At 58.0% G+C, this 16879-nt stretch carries 12 protein-coding genes; 3 read left to right on the forward strand and 9 right to left on the reverse strand.

The window, feature by feature from the left end; genetic code table 11:
- Nucleotides 1-21: 21 nt before the first annotated feature.
- The 5 genes from MD273_RS08625 to sdhC all read right to left on the reverse strand — a co-directional run bounded on the left by MD273_RS08625 (nt 22) and on the right by sdhC (nt 6380).
- Entirely contained in the window at nt 22-2859 is a 2838-nt protein-coding gene (locus tag MD273_RS08625) for a 2-oxoglutarate dehydrogenase E1 component (RefSeq protein WP_239037331.1), read from the reverse strand.
- A gap of 307 nt (nt 2860-3166) precedes the next feature.
- Nucleotides 3167-3871 carry a succinate dehydrogenase iron-sulfur subunit gene (locus MD273_RS08630; RefSeq protein WP_239037332.1) on the reverse strand — a complete coding sequence of 235 codons (705 nt, stop codon included), beginning with the start codon at nt 3869-3871 and terminating at the stop codon, nt 3167-3169.
- A gap of 17 nt (nt 3872-3888) precedes the next feature.
- Entirely contained in the window at nt 3889-5661 is a 1773-nt protein-coding gene (gene sdhA / locus MD273_RS08635) for a succinate dehydrogenase flavoprotein subunit (RefSeq protein ID WP_239037333.1), read from the reverse strand.
- A 3-nt stretch (nt 5662-5664) separates the two neighbouring features.
- Nucleotides 5665-6006 carry a succinate dehydrogenase, hydrophobic membrane anchor protein gene (sdhD, locus tag MD273_RS08640; RefSeq protein ID WP_502846051.1) on the reverse strand — a complete coding sequence of 114 codons (342 nt, stop codon included), beginning with the start codon at nt 6004-6006 and terminating at the stop codon, nt 5665-5667.
- The gene (gene sdhC, locus MD273_RS08645) at nt 6003-6380 is read right to left on the reverse strand and encodes a succinate dehydrogenase, cytochrome b556 subunit (RefSeq protein ID WP_239037335.1); all 378 of its coding nucleotides are present in this window, start codon (nt 6378-6380) and stop codon (nt 6003-6005) included. The genes sdhD and sdhC overlap by 4 nt, the downstream gene beginning before the upstream one ends.
- A 477-nt stretch (nt 6381-6857) precedes the next feature.
- Here sdhC and gltA point away from each other — a divergent pair, with 477 nt between their 5' ends.
- Nucleotides 6858-8132: a citrate synthase gene (gene gltA, locus MD273_RS08650; RefSeq protein WP_239037336.1), complete on the forward strand. Its 1275-nt coding sequence runs from the start codon at nt 6858-6860 to the stop codon at nt 8130-8132.
- 79 nt (nt 8133-8211) lie between these two features.
- Here gltA and MD273_RS08655 read toward each other — a convergent pair whose 3' ends face one another.
- On the reverse strand, nt 8212-9558 hold the full coding sequence (locus tag MD273_RS08655; protein ID WP_239037337.1) for an erythromycin esterase family protein: 1347 nt from the start codon (nt 9556-9558) through the stop codon (nt 8212-8214).
- A gap of 145 nt (nt 9559-9703) precedes the next feature.
- A complete protein-coding gene (locus MD273_RS08660; RefSeq protein WP_239037338.1) occupies nt 9704-10915 on the reverse strand; it encodes a pilin in 1212 nt (403 codons plus the stop codon).
- A 333-nt stretch (nt 10916-11248) separates the two neighbouring features.
- Here MD273_RS08660 and MD273_RS08665 point away from each other — a divergent pair, with 333 nt between their 5' ends.
- Nucleotides 11249-11491 (forward strand): PA2433 domain-containing protein, encoded by a 243-nt coding sequence (locus MD273_RS08665; RefSeq protein WP_239037339.1) that lies wholly within the window; start codon nt 11249-11251, stop codon nt 11489-11491.
- A gap of 165 nt (nt 11492-11656) precedes the next feature.
- Nucleotides 11657-12532 (forward strand): NAD(P)-dependent oxidoreductase, encoded by an 876-nt coding sequence (locus tag MD273_RS08670; RefSeq protein WP_239037340.1) that lies wholly within the window; start codon nt 11657-11659, stop codon nt 12530-12532.
- A gap of 258 nt (nt 12533-12790) precedes the next feature.
- Here the strand turns inward: MD273_RS08670 and topA are convergent, their stop codons facing one another.
- Together topA and fadA are read right to left on the reverse strand one after the other, a co-directional pair.
- Entirely contained in the window at nt 12791-15430 is a 2640-nt protein-coding gene (gene topA / locus MD273_RS08675) for a type I DNA topoisomerase (protein ID WP_239037341.1), read from the reverse strand.
- Nucleotides 15431-15679: 249 nt separating this feature from the next.
- Complete coding sequence (fadA, locus tag MD273_RS08680; RefSeq protein WP_239037342.1) at nt 15680-16855, reverse strand: acetyl-CoA C-acyltransferase FadA; 1176 nt, start codon at nt 16853-16855, stop codon at nt 15680-15682.
- Nucleotides 16856-16879: the final 24 nt, after the last annotated feature.

The following is a 16879-nucleotide window of genomic DNA, read 5'->3' on the forward strand; positions in this document are numbered from 1 at the left end:
AATCCTTAGTTCGGTAGCTCGTCAGATTTCAAACGCGTCGTTGACCAGTTTCTTCTGCTCTTCGATATGGACAGACATGTGTCCACAGGCAGGAGCAGCCGAGGCATCACGACCGGCATACTGAAGGTACAGCTTGGGGTTCAGGCGATGCAGCGCATTACGCATATGATGCTGACTGCAGTACCAGGCACCCTGGTTCATCGGCTCTTCCTGACACCAGACCACGTTCTTGAGCTTGGTGTACTGGCTCAGCAGCTCATCCAAGTCATCCGCCGGGAACGGATACAGCTGCTCGATACGGACAATAGCGACATCGTCGCGTTCATCAGCCTTTTTCTTCTCCAGAAGATCAAAATAGACCTTACCACTGCACATGATCAGGCGTGTGACCTTCTTCGGATCGGACGGCTCTTTCTCGGGCAGCACGGTCTGGAAGGTACCCGAGGTCAGATCGTCCAGTCCTGAGGTTGCTTCCTTGTGGCGCAGCAGGCTCTTCGGTGTGATGGCGACCAGCGGCTTACGCAACGGGCGCTTCACCTGACGACGCAGCATGTGGAAGACCTGGGACGGCGTGGTCGGCACGCACACCTGAATGTTGTGCTCGGCACACAGCTGCAGGAAGCGCTCCAGGCGAGCGGAACTGTGCTCCGGGCCCTGCCCTTCGTAACCGTGCGGCAGCAGCAGGGTCAGACCACACAGACGGCCCCACTTGTGCTCGCCACTGGTCAGGAACTGGTCGATGACCACCTGGGCGCCGTTAGCGAAGTCACCAAACTGGGCTTCCCAGACAATCAGCGCGTTCGGAGTGGTGGTGGAGTAACCGTACTCAAACGCCATGACCGCTTCTTCGGACAGCAGCGAGTCGTAGATCTCGAACAACGGCTGGTCGTCGGACAGCTTCTGCAGGGAGATGTGGGTCGAACCGTCTTTCTGGTTGTGCAGTACCGCATGGCGGTGCGAGAAGGTACCCCGGCCAACGTCCTGGCCGGTGATGCGAATCGGATGCCCTTCGTTCAGCAGCGTGGCATAGGCCATCATCTCGCCATAGCCCCAGTTCAGGGCCAGGGCGCCTGCGGTCATCTTCTCGCGGTCATTGACGATCTTGGACACCTGACGCTGAACACTGAACCCCTCCGGCAGGGAGGTGAGCTGCTTGCCCAGCTTCTGGATAGTCTTCAGGTTCACGCTGGTCTTGCACTTGGCTGTCCACTCATGACCCAGGTACGGCGTCCAGTCAACGTAGAGCTCGGTGTTGGGCTCCTTGACCAGAGACTTGACAACGTGCTCGCCGTTATCCAGGGCGTCACGGTATTCGGTCTCCATCTGCTTGGCTTCATCTTCGGAGATGACACCAGCCTCAACCAACTGGTCCGCATACAGGGCCCGCGTAGTCTTCAACTTGCGGATCTTTTCGTACATGAGCGGCTGGGTCGCGGCCGGCTCGTCCGCCTCGTTGTGACCGCGGCGACGGTAGCAAACGAGGTCGATGACCACATCGCCCTTGAATTCGTTACGGTAATCCATGGCCATCTGGGTGGCGAACATGACCGCTTCCGGATCATCGGCGTTCACGTGCAGGATCGGCGCCTGGACCATCTTGGCCACATCGGTGCAATACTCGGTGGACCGGGCATCATCCTGCTTGCTGGTGGTAAAGCCAACCTGGTTGTTGATGACGATGTGGATGGTACCGCCAACGCCATAGCCCCGGGTCTGGGACATCTGGAAGGTTTCCATGACCACGCCCTGCCCGGCAAACGCAGCGTCGCCGTGCATAACGATCGGTACGACCTGGCTGCCATCGGTATCGCCACGACGGGTCTGGCGGGCCCGCACTGAGCCTTCCACCACCGGCGACACGATCTCCAGGTGGGACGGGTTGAAGGCCATGGCCAGGTGCACTTCGCCGCCCGGGGTCATGACATTGGAAGAGAAGCCCTGGTGATACTTGACGTCCCCGGAGCCGGAGTCCGCCAGTTTCTTGCCCTCGAACTCGTCAAAGAGTTCTTTGGGGTTTTTGCCGAGTGTGTTCACCAGAACGTTCAGACGGCCACGGTGAGCCATGCCGAGAACGATTTCTTTCGCACCATAAGAGCCTGCACGCTGGATCAGCTCATCCAGGCAGGGAATCAGGCTCTCGCCACCTTCCAGGCCGAAACGCTTGACGCCGGGATAACGGGAACCCAGATACTTCTCAAGCCCCTCCGCCGCGGTCAGGCGCTCAAGGATGTGCTTGCGCGTGGTTGTCTCGTACTCCGGCCGGGAGCGGACCGGTTCCATACGCTGCTGGAACCAACGCTTAACGCGGGTATCGACAACGTGCATGTATTCCGCGCCGATACTCTCGCAATAAGTTTTACGCAGCCCGTCGACGATGTCCGAGAGCTTCATGGTCTCGGAACCGAAATTCAGGGAACCGGTCTGGAATTCGAGATCGAGGTCGGATTCGCCAAGTTCGTGGAACCTGGGGTCCAGGTCTTCTACCTGGGGACGCTGCCACACGCCGAGGGGATCGAGTTTGGCTTCCTGGTGGCCGCGAAAGCGGAAAGCGTTGATCATCTGGAGCACGCGGATCTGCTTCTTGTCCGCGTCAGATGTGGCGCTGGCGGGAACACCGCTGGTAGCCAGGAAACGCTGGTTTCGGGAAATGTGCTCGAACTGTTCGCGGATGGAAGAGTGGACGATGTCGCGGCCGTGGTAGCCGTCAACGCTGGGAAGCTTGTCAAAGTAGCTTCTCCACTCTTCGGGAACGGCGTTGGGGTCTGTCAGGTAGGTTTCGAAAAGCTGTTCAACGTAGGCAAGATTTCCACCCTGCAGGTGGGAAGTCTGCCACAACTGCTCCATTATGCTTTCGTGCATCTTGAATAGCTCACCTTGGGCTGGTGCGGGGAGCCGGTATGGTCGGTCAGGGGTAAAACTCAGTCAATACGGGAATCTACGGCATGACTTTGACCACCACACGCGACACGGATGTTTTCCATTCCCCAGTGGTTTTTATACTCGGCAAAGCCGCGAAAACCTTTTAAGTTATCGTCACGGCATGCGTAGTGTGCACCCGACTAAGACTTTTGACCATAAGCCTTTGGTTGAAGGCCCCGCGTAGAGCGAGGCCTTCGGGGTGCTAACCTGGTCAGAACAGTATAGCGTCTGTGTCGGAATCCGCTGATCAGGTCGCCCGTTGCAGCAGGAGATTCCGGATATGGCCGATAGCCCTTGTGGGGTTCAGGCCTTTCGGGCAGACGCTGACACAGTTCATGATGCCCCGGCAGCGGAACACACTGAACGGATCGTCGAGATTGGCCAGGCGGTCCGCCTGGGCAGTATCACGACTGTCCGCCAGGAACCGGTAGGCCTGCAACAGGCCGGCCGGACCAATGAACTTGTCCGGGTTCCACCAGAAGGACGGGCAGGAAGTGGAACAGCAGGCACAGAGAATACACTCGTACAGGCCATCCAGCTTCTCCCGGTCTTCCGGAGACTGCAGACGCTCGATTGCCGGCGCCGGCTGGTCATTGATGAGGTACGGCATGACCTTCTCGTACTGCTTGTAGAACAGGCTCATGTCGACCACGAGGTCACGGATGACCGGCAGCCCCGGCAACGGCCGCAGCACCAGCTTGTCGTTCTTCACCACCTGGGATACCGGGGTGATACAGGCCAGGCCGTTCTTGCCGTTCATGTTCATGCCGTCGGAACCGCAGACGCCTTCGCGGCAGGAGCGACGGTAGGACATGGTCGGGTCTTTTTCCTTTACCAGATTCAACACGTCCAGGACCATCAGGTCCTTACCCGCGGGAATCTCGATCTCAACGTCCTGCATATAGGGGGCGTTGTCAGTCTCGGGGTTGTAACGGTACAGGCTTACCAACATTCTCTACATCCTCCCCTTTAGTAAGTCCGGATCTTCGGCTCGAACATCGGCACGGTCTTCGGCGCAAAGTTTACATCACGCTTGCCAACCCGCTTGTCCAGAGGGAAGTACATGGAGTGCTTGAGCCAGTTCTCATCGTCACGCTCGGTAAAGTCGTTGCGGGCGTGAGCGCCACGGCTTTCCTTACGCTCGAACGCAGAAATGGCTGTTGCGAGAGCAACCTCATAAAGATTGTCCAGCTCAAGCGCCTCGATGCGCGCGGTATTGAAGGCGTCACTCGTATCAGCAAGCCTGGTGTTACGAACTCGCTCGCCAATGGCCTCCAGCTTTTTCAAGCCCTCTTCCATGCTCTTGCCATCACGGAATACACCGAAATACAGCTGCATGCAGTTCTGAAGATCCTTGCGAACCTCTGCAACGCTCTCACCCTCGGAAGCGTTATTCAGACGGTCCAAGCGAGCCATGGCACGCTTGATATCCTCTTCACTGGCGCCGTCAACTTCGAAGCCGCCGCGCAGCTGCTCTTCGATGTGCAGACCCGCCGCACGACCGAACACAACCAGGTCCAGCAGAGAGTTACCGCCCAGACGGTTGGCGCCGTGTACAGATACACAAGCTGCCTCACCACAGGCAAACAGACCGGGAATCGGCTTGTCGTTGCCGTTCTCGTCCTGGGTCAAAGCCTGACCACCAACGTTAGTCGGGATACCACCCATCATGTAGTGACAGGTCGGAACAACCGGAATCGGCTCTTTCACCGGATCCACGTGCGCAAAGGTGCGGGACAACTCACAGATGCCCGGCAGACGCAGGTTCAGGGTTTCTTCCCCCAGGTGATCCAGCTTCAGCAGCACGTGGTCCTTGTCGGGACCGCAGCCGCGGCCTTCCAGGATTTCCAGAACCATGGAGCGGGCCACAACATCACGGCCGGCCAGGTCCTTTGCGTTCGGAGCATAGCGCTCCATGAAACGCTCACCTTCGGAGTTGATCAGGTAACCACCCTCACCCCGACAACCTTCGGTTACCAGCGTACCGGCACCGTGGATACCGGTCGGATGGAACTGCCACATTTCCATATCCTGCATCGGGAAGCCGGCGCGCAGGGCCATACCGATACCGTCACCGGTGTTGATCATGGCGTTGGTGGTGGAAGCATAGATACGGCCGGCCCCACCGGTCGCCAGAACCGTGGCCTTGGACTTGATGTAGCAGACTTCACCGGTCTCGATCTCGATGGCAACAACACCAACCACTTCGTCCTTGGCGTTCTTGACCAGATCAACGGCGTACCACTCATTAAGGAAGGTGGTACCACCCTTCAGGTTGGCCTGATAGAGGGTGTGCAGCAGGGCGTGACCGGTACGATCGGCTGCGGCACAGGTTCGGGCCGCCTGGCCACCCTTACCGTAGTCCTTGGACTGACCACCGAACGGACGCTGGTAAATACGGCCCTGCTCGGTACGGGAGAACGGCAGACCCATGTGCTCCAGCTCGAATACGGCCTGGGGACCCACGGAACACATGTACTCGATCGCGTCCTGGTCACCGATGTAGTCGGAGCCCTTGACGGTGTCGTACATGTGCCAGCGCCAGTCGTCATTGGGATCGGCACTTGCGATCGCACAGGTGATGCCGCCCTGCGCAGACACAGTGTGAGACCGGGTCGGAAATACTTTCGTGATACACGCGGTATTGATACCGGATTCAGTCAACTGCAGGGCGGCTCGCATACCGGCACCGCCACCACCGATAACAATCGCGTCAAAAGACATGGTCTTGATGTTAGCCATCGATTAAAGCCCCCAAAGAATCTGAATGCCCCACACCACATACACGAAAACCACGAGCACGCAGACAGCCTGGAACAGGAAACGCGGCATCGCCGATTTGATGTAGTCGGTGGAAACGGTCCACAGCCCAACCCATGCGTGCCCGGCAATGGACAGCAGGGCGAGCAGCGTAAAGATCTTGAACCATCCCTGACCAAACAGAGCGGACCAGGACTGATAGTCAACATCCGTGGTCACAAAGAAGCCAAGGAGGAACAGTGTATAAAGGGCCAGTACGTAAGCGGTGACCCGCTGGATGATCCAGTCCTGGATACCGTTACGACCAATATTCGTTGCGCTGTTCATGCCCATACCCAGACTCCTGCCAGAACGATGAGAATGACGGAAACCACGATCGTAGCTTTCGCAGCGAGGCGACCGCTCTCAAGATCTTCACCGATGCCCATATCCATGAACAGGTGCTTGATCCCTGCAACCAGGTGGTAAAGCAGAGCAGACAAAATGCCCCAGGTAATCAGCTTGGCAAGGAAGCTGTCCAGCAGTTCACTTACCCGACTGAACCCCTCTTCCCCGGACAGGGAAAGCTGAAGCCCATAAAGCAGGAACGCAACACCAACAAAAATGATGATGCCACTGATGCGGTGCAATATGGACGTAATGGCTGGCAGTGGAAAATGAAACGTGCCGAGATCGAGATTTACTGGTCGTTTGCTATTCACAGCGCTCTCACACTCTCTCTTGGTTCCGCGGAGCGGGCGAGCCGACGCGCGGATGGTTGGTATGTAAGGTTCGGCCGATCGATACGCTATCGATAACCGATTGGTTCAGGAGGGCGGATGCCACCCAGATAGCTTGCTATGCTGCAGCTTGCGTGAAAGTGCATCCCCGATTCCGGGCTACGGATTATAAGGAGTGACCCTTACAATTACAAACGGGATACCCTCACGGAACCGCCTAATTACGGGGGTTAAGACAGCTATAAGGATTATTGACAAATCCGATATCAGCGGCCAGACAGCAGTATTTGGGATTTCCCTGATTTACAACACCAGTCAAATTCTTCCTTTTCCGCCTTCCTCCATTGACAAAAAAAGCTGACGCCCTATATTTTGCCGCCAGTTTTGCGATAATACGCGCCTTCTAGCGCATCGACACATGCAGAAAAGCTTCTCAAAGCTGATAAATAGGAGAGCACCATGACCGACAGGAAAGCCACGCTCTCGGTGGGGGACAAGTCCATTGAGCTACCGATTTATTCCGGCACCGTCGGCCCTGACGTTATCGACGTACGAGGCCTGGTACAGGAAGGCGTTTTCACCTACGATCCGGGATTCGTTTCCACAGCCGCCTGCGAATCAGCCATCACCTACATTGACGGTGCCAACGGCGTGCTCCTGCACCGCGGCTACCCTATTGACCAGCTTGCCGATCACTCGGACTACCTGGAAGTCTGCTATCTCCTGCTGAACGGCGAACTGCCCTCCGAGGAAGAAAACAAGCGCTTCCACGACACGATCAAGAACCACACCATGCTGCACGACCAGATGCGCAACTTCTTCCATGGCTTCCGCCGTGACGCGCATCCGATGGCCATCATGTGTGGCGTGGTCGGCGCCCTGTCCGCGTTCTACCACGACCAGATGGACGTGACCGACGAGACCCAGCGCCAGATCACCGCGCATCGCCTGATCGCCAAGATGCCGACCATTGCCGCCTGGTGCTACAAGTACAGCCTCGGACAGCCGTTCATGTATCCGCGGAACGACCTTTCCTATTCCGAGAACTTCCTGCAGATGATGTTTGGCGTTCCCTGTGAGGAATACAAGCCAAACCCGGTCCTGGCCAAGGCCATGGACAAGATTTTCATCCTGCACGCAGACCACGAGCAGAACGCGTCCACCTCTACTGTTCGCCTGGCCGGCTCTACAGGCGCCAACCCGTACGCGTGTATCGCTTCCGGCATTGCTGCGCTCTGGGGCCCGGCTCACGGTGGCGCCAACGAAGCGGTCCTGGACATGCTGGCCGAGATCGGCGACGAGGCCAACATCGAGAAGTTTATCGCCAAGGCCAAGGACAAGGACGACCCGTTCCGCCTGATGGGCTTTGGCCACCGCGTCTACAAGAACTTCGATCCGCGCGCCAAGGTGATGCGCGAAACCGCACACGAAGTCCTGAAGGAACTGGGCCTGGAAAACGATCCGCTGCTCAAGATCGCCCAGCGGCTGGAAAAGATCGCCCTGGAAGACGAGTACTTCGTGGAGCGCAAGCTGTACCCGAACGTCGACTTCTACTCCGGTATCATCCTGAAGGCGATCGGTATTCCGACCTCCATGTTTACCGTGATCTTCGCGATGGCCCGCACCATCGGCTGGTTCTCCCACTGGAACGAGATGGTCAGCGGCAACTACCGCATCGGCCGCCCGCGCCAGCTGTACACCGGCTCCGACAAGCGCGACTATCCGAAGAAGTAAGTCGCCCGAAGACTTGCCATCCGGAACAAAAAAGGCCGCTGATTTCAGCGGCCTTTTTTGCGTTCCTGCTCCCGATAAACTACACCCCGAAGGGGTAGGTGTCCGGAACCCCCGGCAACACTTCCGTCGCAAACGGGGTGATCGCGCGGGTCTCATCCAGCCAGATGTACTCATCAAACTGTTCCGGCAGACAGGCCCGGAAATAATGGCTCTGGCGCTCCGTTTCCGGCCGATAGATCACACCGATGGCCCGCTCCAGAAATCGCTCCGACATCGCCTCAAGTGCCCTGCCCCGGGCCTTATTGAGCGGAAGGAGGAAACCGGAGATACCCGTCTGGTGGCAGAGCCGCTCGAAACTGCCCTTCAGCGCCGGCCTCACCTGCTTGACCTCCATCGGCGCATCCCAGTTTGAGGCCGCCGCCACGGTGCCGTGGTCGGTACCGAAGCCAATGGTATAGAGCGCCTTACCAAAACGGGCCCGGCAGAGCCTGCCAATATTAAACTCCCCCCGCCGGCTCATGTCCGTGGCATCGGAGTCGCCCACATGACTGTTATGCGCCCAGACCACCGCCTTGCTGTTGCCTCCATAGTGATCCAACAGCGACTCCAGAGTCTTGAACATATGGGTATCACGCAGATTCCAGGCACTGTGGGAGCCGTAATACATGGTGCGATAATACTCCTCAGCATCCGCAACCAGGCGGGCATTCTGCACGGCATCCAGGAAACGGTCGGAATCGTGCTCCGCATAGCGGCGATGCCGGCTGAGCAACTCGCTGAGCATGTCGAGGACGGGCTGTTCGCAGGTCTGGTAGTGCGGATTGAGCGCTGCCCTGGCATAAGTCGCCGGTTCGCCTTCGAATGGTGCCAGGCACTCATAGCGTTGGCGCGCATGGATCGCAAGGTCAGGATCCACCTCTTCCAGGTACTCAAGGACGGCTCGGATGGAGCTGTACAGACTGTATAGATCGAGACCATGAAACGCGACCCGCTCTGTGACCGGTCGCTCCCTGTTGTGGTCATGAAGCCAGTCTACGAAGCCCCGTACTTCCTCATTCCGCCACATCCAGGCGGGAAACCGGGAGAATGCGGTCCACTCGGAAGGTGGATAGTCGGCGTGACGGACGTAATGGTCTACGCGGGCCGCGTCCGGCCAGTCCCCCTCAATAGCGACGAAGGAAAAGCCTTTTTTCTCGATCAGGGCTCGCGTTATGCGTTCGCGGGCAAGGTAAAATTCGGACGTACCGTGGGAAGCTTCTCCCAGCAGCACGACCCGGGCATCACCGATGCGCACCAACAAATTATCCAGCGGCATACCGGCCACTGAATCAAAGGGCTCGGCGAGCCCCGCGATTGCCGTGGAGAGTTCGGGACCAAGCCCGGGGCCATCTCCCGGGCCTGCCGAACCGGATGGATGATAACCCATGACCATAGCGTGCCCTCCCGATCGGTGCCTTGGTTACAGTCTAGTACACCCGGGGAAGTTAACGCCGTTTCTATAAAATAGTCGCACCTTTTTGTTTTTAAATAAAAAAGGACCCGAAGGTCCTTTTTAAGGTTACACCACGCTCCTACTGACAGGCGGTCGGCAAATACTGCTCGTTCACATTCTGGCCGTAACAGACCCAGCTGATCTCACCATTATCGACGGAAGGCTCGAGTACAATGTATTCCGACTCTCCGGCATCATCCACGCCCATTTCAACCCCGATCATGCCTTCCTCATAGACATCAATCGAATACTTCTGCACCTCATTCGCCAGCGTCAGCTCGGGGTAACCCAGCTCCTGCATGGTCACCGGCCAGGCCTGGTTGTCATATGCGTAGGAAGTGACCCGCTCCTGGACATCCTGAGCCTGGGAGTAAGCGGCTGAATAACGGGCCCTTTCGGTATATTGCTGGTATGCCGGGATGGCCACCGCGGCCAGCACACCGATCATCGCGACCGTTACCAGCAGAGACGCCGCCCCACCAGCACCGCCACCAACCCGGGGCACAAACATCGACAGCGTCCAGGCCCACAGACTACGCCGAGGATGCTTGACTTCCCTGCCCTGTGCCAGGGCCACTGCAGTCGCCATCCGCTTGGTCAGCCACGGATAGTCACCGGTCAGCTCGTTGAACGACATCCAGAAACCATTGGTGGCCTGCACCTGACCGACGTAGGCGTCGACATTTATGGTCTTCCAGCGCGTATCGCCAGCGGCGATCGCTGCTATGGCGGCCTTGATGTCATCCTCGGACTGGCAACAGGCAACGCCATAACGATCGCAGGTATATTCCTCGGCGCGGCGCAGGGCCGGACCAACTACGGGCAACAACGAGCCAGGCATCACGAACGCCCGCCAGGAAAGGTGCTTACGGTGGATGTGGCCAAGTTCGTGACCAATGTAGAAATCGATAGCGCCCGGCTGATCTTCCAGGGCGTCAATGACGTCCGTAAAGAGCACCACAAAGTGGCGGCCGAGGAACTTGGTGGCCAGCGCATTAAAGAAATCAGTACGTAACAGGTAAGCCTCCGGCACCTGTTTGACACCCACCTTTTCGCAACAACGCACCAGACGCTCATAAAGATCCGGATACTGCTCCTGGCTGATCCGCACGCCCGAACCTTTCAGGTGGGAGATAAATGCGGAATGCGCAAACAGGAAGAACACGTAGCCCAGAAGCAGGTACAACAAGACAATCCCGAAGGTTCCGACAAACAACGCCAGCCAGATGATGGCTGAAAACACGACCGCTATCCTGAGCAACGGCTTCTCATTCTTGTAAACCAATTCCATGCTATTCCCTCAATTTAATGACGACAGGGTGACGGGCCACTTCCCGGGCCCGGTTAATTCAACCGGGCGAAAGCACGGGACAATGAACGGGATTTTCAGGCGGGAGTGTCATTGCGGTGCGTCCACACAGTAGACAAAGGAGTATAGAAACAGCATCAAATCTCTTCCACGGCTACATATCGATTTCACCGACCCTCTGGTCAGAGTGTGATCCGGGTCACCATAGCCGCGCGTAATCCTCTTAACGCGCCCGGAACCAAACGAGGATGTTTTGCTCAAAATCTGACCAGGTGAGCTATGCTCCCTGAGGGCGTGCCAAAAGGAGGCAATACCATGCGTTATATAGCTGCACTATTATTTGCGATGTTCTTTGCCGGTGCTGCAGTGGCCGGTCAATGCCCGGCTCTGATGAGCCAGATCGATCAACAGCTGCAAACAGCACAACTGGACAGCGAGACCGAAGCCAGCGTCAAAGCGCTTCGTGATCAGGGTGAATCCCTGCATAAGCAAGGGAAGCATGCAGAGTCCGTCAAGGTGCTTCGGGAGGCCATGCAGAAAATGGAAAGTGCATCCTGAAACCGCCAGCGCCTGGCTCCATTTGCCAGGCGCGCCTTATCCCAATCGACCCTTCCACCATCCCCACCGCATCCTGCACCTCAATCCAAGATAGGCCAGCCATTATCGCCCGGTTGTGTTAACGTCAGACTATAAAATTCCGCATCACAACAACGGGAGATAAATATGGCAACCACTGCAACCTTCATCGGACTTGGTGTAATGGGCTACCCGATGGCCGGACACCTGGCCAAAGCCGGCCTCGATGTCCGTGTCTGGAACCGCACAGCGGCCAAGCTTGAACAATGGGCCAACGAGTACCAGGGAACCGCCTGCAAAACGATTGCGGAAGCTGTTGAAGGCGCAGACTTTGTCATGACTTGCGTGGGTGCGGACAAGGATCTTATTGAGGTGTTCGAGGGCGAGGATGGCATCATAGCCAATGCGCCGGAGGGCGCCATCCTGATTGATCACACCACCGCATCGGCGGGCGTGGCCGAGCGCCTGGCGGCAGCCGCAGCTCAACGCAATCAGGCCTTTATCGATGCGCCCGTCTCGGGCGGCCAGCAAGGCGCGGAAAACGGCAAGTTGACGGTGATGTGTGGTGGACCTGAAGAGGCTTTTGCCAGGGCGAAGCCGGTGATGGATCACTACGGCCGTGCGGTAAACCTGATGGGGCCTGCCGGCAGCGGGCAAAAGACCAAGATGGTCAACCAGATCGCCATCGCTGGCCTGGTTCAGGGGCTGTCAGAGGCACTGCATTTTGCCGAGCAGGCGAACCTGGATGTGGCGAAGGTAGTGGATGTGATTTCCAAGGGCGCAGCGCAGTCCTGGCAGATGGAGAACCGCTCCGGGACCATGATCGAGGGCGAGTTCAACCACGGGTTTGCGGTGGACTGGATGCGCAAGGATCTGGGTATTTGCCTGGAGGAAGCGAACAAGATCAACGCGACCTTGCCGGTGACGGCGCTGGTGGATCAGTTTTATGCGGATGTGCAGGCGATGGGGGGGAACCGGTGGGATACTTCCTCGTTGATTCAGCGGTTGCGGAAGTTTCGGTGAGTTTGGGGTATTGATGAGGATGGGGTCAGATGAACAAGTTCATCAGACCCCCGAGTAAAGGAGGGGTCTGAAGAAAGCCTTCTTCTGACCCCGGGGTTGACCTTAAGTCGGGGTCAGATGAACGGAGTTCATCAGACCCCTGGGGCGGGCTCGAAGTTGGGGTCAGATGAACGAGTTCATCAGACCCCGGAGCATGACTTGAAATTGGGGTCAGATGAAGGCTTTCATCTGACCCCGGCTTTGGCCTCTTCCCGGAATTTACTTGCCCTTCTCCCGCGGCTGCCACTTGCCGTTGACGTACCACGCGGACCAGCCGGTGGCTTTGCCGTCTTTCTCGGACATGACGTACTGCTCTTTCGATTTCCGGCTGTAGCGGATCACCGTGGGGTTGCCCTCGGGATCGGTTTCCGGGGCGTCCATGAGGTAATCGTATTTCGGATCGATTTCCTTGCGATGCGGTTTGATTTCCTTCACCAGCGGCGGGCGGGTTTCCCGGTTTTTGGGGAACTTGCTGGCTGCCAGGAACAAACCTGAAGCACCATCACGCAGGACGTAGGTGTCATCCACTTTCTGGCATTGCAGCTCGGGCATGGGCACCGGATCCATCTTCGGGGGTGCCGGTTCGCCGTTCTTGAGCAGTTTCCGGGTATTCTTGCAATCCGGGTTGGTGCAGCCGAAGTATTTGCCGAAACGGCCGGTCTTGAGCTGCATCTCGGAGCCGCACTTGTCGCATTCCAGGGTCGGGCCATCGTAGCCCTTGATGCGGAACGTACCTTCCTCGACCTCGTAACCCGAACAGTCCGGGTTGTTACCGCACACATGCAGCTTGCGCTTTTCGTCGATCAGGTAGCTGTCCATGGCGGTGCCGCACTTGGGGCAGCGGCGCTTCTTGCGCAGCAGGCGGGTTTCGCCCTCGCCTTCCACGTCTTCATCGGCGCTCACCACCTCGTCGCCCGGAATCAGGTTGATAGTGGTCTTACAGCGTTCCTTGGGTGGCAGTGAGTACCCGGAGCAACCCAGGAAAACACCGGTGCTGGCCACGCGGATCTGCATGTTCCGGCCACAGGACGGGCATGGAATATCGGTTTCCGTGGGCGTGTTCGCACGCATGCCGCCTTCAGTTTTCTCAGCAGATTCCAGCTGTTGGCGGAACCGGCTGTAGAAATCATTGAGAACCTTTTTCCAGTCTTCATCACCCTCGGCGATCTCGTCCAGCTCGTCTTCCATGCGGGCTGTGAAATCGAAGTCCATCAGGTTCGGGAAGGACTCGGACAACCGCTCGGTAACGATCTCGCCCATCTTCTCGGCATAGAAGCGCCGGTTCTGCAGACGTACGTAACCGCGGTCCTGGATGGTAGAGATGATCGAGGCATAGGTGGATGGACGGCCAATACCCTGCTTTTCCAGCTCCTTGACCAGGCTGGCTTCCGTATAGCGCGGCGCCGGCTTGGTGAAATGCTGGCTCGGATCGAGCTTTTTCAGGTCCAGCGGATCGTTGACCTGGATGTCCGGCAACGCCACATCTTCGTCCTTTTTGCTGGACTGGGGCGCGGCCTTGAGAAAACCGTCAAATTTGATGATACGGCCACGGGTCCGAAGCTCATAGCCATCATTAGCCACTACGATGGAGGTGCTCAGGAACTCGGCATCGGCCATCTGGCAGGCAATGAACTGGCGCCAGATCAGGTCATAGAGCTTCTCTGCGTCCTTTTCCAGGCCCGTGATGTCAGAGGGACGACGGCTTACCTCGGTCGGCCGAATCGCCTCGTGAGCCTCCTGGGCGCCCTCCTTGCTGCCGTAGACCCGGGGCTTCTCGGGCAGGTATTTATCGCCGAACTGCTTCTTGACGAACTCCCGACAGCTGGCTACCGCGTCCTGACTCAGATTGGTGGAGTCGGTACGCATGTAGGTGATGAAGCCCGCCTCGTACAGGCGCTGGGCCAGCATCATGGTCTTCTTCACACTGAAGCCCATGCGGTTACTCGCCGCCTGCTGCAGCGTCGACGTAATAAAGGGAGCAGAGGGACGTGAACGGGTCGGCTTGTCTTCGCGCTTGGCAACCTTGAAGCTGCCGGCCTTCAGGCGCGTTACATGTTCGTTGCTCTGGGACTCATTGACCGGCCGGTAGGGCTGATCGTTGTACCGGGTCACCTCGAAGCGCACGGGTTCCTTCGCACCTTCTGGCGCCAGGTCCGCATGCAGCTGCCAGAACTCTTCCGGCACGAACTTGCGGATTTCCCGCTCCCGCTCAACGATCAGGCGTACCGCCACGGACTGAACCCGTCCGGCGGAGAGACCACGCGCAATCTTCGCCCATAGCAGTGGTGATACCATGTAACCCACGACCCGATCGAGGAAACGGCGGGCCTGCTGCGCATTTACCCGGTTCGTGTCCAGATGCCCCGGATCCTTGAATGCCTCCTGAATGGCGCGTTTGGTGATCTCGTTAAAGACCACGCGCCGGTACTTGTCGGAGTCGCCGCCAATGGTTTCTTGGAGGTGCCAGGCGATGGCCTCCCCTTCGCGGTCCAAATCCGTTGCCAGGTAGATGTGGTCGGCCGACTTGGCCAGACGCTTGAGTTCGCTGACGACCTTCTCCTTGCCGGGCAGGACTTCGTACCGGGCCTGCCAGTCCTGATCAGGATCCACGCCCATACGGGCCACCAGCTGCTCCCGGGCCTTGCGCTTCTTGTGCTCGGCCTTCTCTTCGGGACTCATCTTCCGCGTCAGCGCAGCCTGGCGCGCACGTTCCTTGGGGTCGCTCTGGGAACCGCTGCCACTGACTGGCAGGTCCCGGATGTGCCCCACACTGGACTTCACGATGTAGTCGGAGCCCAGGTACTTGTTGATGGTCTTCGCTTTCGCTGGCGACTCGACAATTACGAGACTTTTACCCATATCGGAGATCTGTTTCCTTGGCGACAAATCGGTCAAATAATCAGCAAACCGTAAACTCGCTGTAAAATCAGGCGGCTAGAAAACACACAAGCACCGCCATTCTGTATAGGCCCACTGTTTTACAGGGTCAAGATTGGCAAGACAACCCATTCTTTGTTTTCCGTAGGCCTTTTTTCACAGCCCACAAACAGCGAGGCCCGGCGATTGCCGGGCCTCCTGTACACAGAGCGATCAGTTCCACAGCTGGAATCAGATACGCTCCCACACCGTGGCGATGCCCTGGCCCAGACCGATACACATGGTGGAAACACCAAGCTTTCCGCCTTTGGCCTGCATGACATTCAGCAGTGTGGTGGAGATCCGGGCACCGGAACAGCCGAGCGGATGGCCCAGGGCAATCGCACCGCCGTTCAGGTTTACCTTCTCTTCCATGACACCCAGCAGTTTCAGGTCTTTCAGGACCGGCAGGGACTGGCCGGCGAAGGCTTCGTTCAGTTCCCAGAAGTCGATATCTTCGACTTTCAGGCCTGCACGCTTGAGCGCCTTCTTGGTGGCCGGTACCGGGCCGTAACCCATGATTGCGGGATCACAGCCGGCAACGGCCATGCTGCGAATCTTGGCGATCGGGGTCAGACCCAGTGCCTCGGCCCGCTCGGCGGACATCAGCACCATGGCAGAAGCGCCATCGGTCAGCTGGGAAGAGGTACCAGCCGTCACGGTACCGTTCTTCGGATCAAACGCCGGACGCAACTGAGACAGGGACTCAACGGTGGTTTCCGGGCGAATGGTCTCGTCTTCCTCGATCAGCTTCACAAAGCCGTTCTCGTCATGACCTTCGATGGGCACGATTTCATTCTTGAACCGGCCTTCAACGGTCGCTTCATGGGCCAGACGATGGGAACGGGCACCGAACTCATCCTGCTGCTCACGGGTGATGCCGTGCATCTTGGCCAGCATTTCCGCTGTCAGGCCCATCATGTTGGAAGCCTTGGCGGAATACTTGGACGCAGCCGGGTTGTGGTCGAAGCCTTCGGTCATGGGTACGTGACCCATGTGCTCGACACCACCGACAAAGAACACGTCACCGTTACCAGTCTGGATCGCCTGGGCGGCCGTGTGGATGGCGCTCATGGCGGAACCACACAAACGGTTGACGGTCTGGGCCGCAGACTCGTGCGGGATACGGGTCAGCAGGGAAATCTGCCGGGCCACGTTGAAGCCCTGCTCTTTGGTCTGGTTTACACAACCCCAGATCACGTCTTCCACTTCTTTCGGGTCGAGCTTCGGGTTGCGCTCAAACAGTGCTTCAATCAGCGCAGCCGACAGGGTCTCGGCGCGTACGTTGCGGAAACAGCCGTTTTTGGCACGACCCATCGGAGTCCGCACGCAATCGACGACGACAACGTCTCTCGGATTAAGGCTCATAGATCTTTCTCCGTTCGGAAATCT

This window comes from Marinobacter sp. C7 (genome assembly GCF_022343555.1).
Taxonomy (GTDB): Bacteria; Pseudomonadota; Gammaproteobacteria; order Pseudomonadales; family Oleiphilaceae; genus Marinobacter.

Coding starts and splice junctions, on each gene's coding strand:
- MD273_RS08625 (WP_239037331.1), bottom strand. CDS start 2,859: ATGCACGAAAGCATAATGGAGCAGTTGTGGCAGACTTCCCACCTGCAG.
- MD273_RS08630 (WP_239037332.1), bottom strand. CDS start 3,871: ATGTTGGTAAGCCTGTACCGTTACAACCCCGAGACTGACAACGCCCCC.
- sdhA (WP_239037333.1), bottom strand. CDS start 5,661: ATGGCTAACATCAAGACCATGTCTTTTGACGCGATTGTTATCGGTGGT.
- sdhD (WP_502846051.1), bottom strand. CDS start 6,006: ATGAACAGCGCAACGAATATTGGTCGTAACGGTATCCAGGACTGGATC.
- gltA (WP_239037336.1), top strand. CDS start 6,858: ATGACCGACAGGAAAGCCACGCTCTCGGTGGGGGACAAGTCCATTGAG.
- MD273_RS08655 (WP_239037337.1), bottom strand. CDS start 9,558: ATGGGTTATCATCCATCCGGTTCGGCAGGCCCGGGAGATGGCCCCGGG.
- MD273_RS08660 (WP_239037338.1), bottom strand. CDS start 10,915: ATGGAATTGGTTTACAAGAATGAGAAGCCGTTGCTCAGGATAGCGGTC.
- MD273_RS08665 (WP_239037339.1), top strand. CDS start 11,249: ATGCGTTATATAGCTGCACTATTATTTGCGATGTTCTTTGCCGGTGCT.
- MD273_RS08670 (WP_239037340.1), top strand. CDS start 11,657: ATGGCAACCACTGCAACCTTCATCGGACTTGGTGTAATGGGCTACCCG.
- topA (WP_239037341.1), bottom strand. CDS start 15,430: ATGGGTAAAAGTCTCGTAATTGTCGAGTCGCCAGCGAAAGCGAAGACC.
- fadA (WP_239037342.1), bottom strand. CDS start 16,855: ATGAGCCTTAATCCGAGAGACGTTGTCGTCGTCGATTGCGTGCGGACT.